The 560-nt window shown below is 55.7% G+C and carries 2 protein-coding genes; both read right to left on the bottom strand.

What is annotated here, in order from left to right:
- The coding region (locus ACGG9C_RS17055) for a hypothetical protein (RefSeq protein ID WP_390178956.1) at positions 1–215 on the bottom strand (215 nt) is incomplete at its 3' end.
- 89 nt (positions 216–304) lie between these two features.
- Positions 305–560: hypothetical protein (locus tag ACGG9C_RS17060; RefSeq protein ID WP_390178957.1), on the bottom strand; the 256-nt coding region annotated here is incomplete at its 5' end.

Genomic DNA, 560 nt, shown 5'->3' on the forward strand with positions numbered 1-560 from the left:
ATGGGAACGCCTTCTTCCCGCAGCATGCGCGTCAGTGCGGAGTTCGCCACACCAAGCTCCCGGGCGAGTGACCGCACACTCTCGCCGCCCTGTGCGCGATCGACTAGACGCTTGACCTTCTGGGCGCCGAGTCGTTGTGAGAGCTCGTGCGGTTGATACGACTTGGCGTGGCTCGAACCGTCACCCCTGTTACCGAGAATCGCGAGATTCCGCATTTCTATAGGGGTGAACGGCCAATCCCAATGGTTCGAACAGAGGTCTCTTACGTCAGCCAAGCATAAGCGAAATGATGAAAAATAACCCCTCACCAGGGGTTATTTTGCTTATGCATCGGTACATCGCGTTTCTGACCGTGTTTGCCGTTTTTGCCGTCTGACCTCTGTTTTTGTGCGATTTTGCAATGGTTCGAGCCGTCCCGGAAAAGTGGGTATCGGTACACGTTCTTGCTCGAACCATCACCCCTGTCAGATGTACCGATACCCCGTGTTTTGGTTACAACGATCGCTCGCCCGGTGATGGCGACGACGAGCCTGCTCATGCTTGCAATCTCGGGGGAGTAG

This window comes from Microbacterium sp. MTN4-26 (assembly GCF_042846595.1).
GTDB classification, from domain to species: domain Bacteria; phylum Actinomycetota; class Actinomycetes; order Actinomycetales; family Microbacteriaceae; genus Microbacterium; species Microbacterium luteum.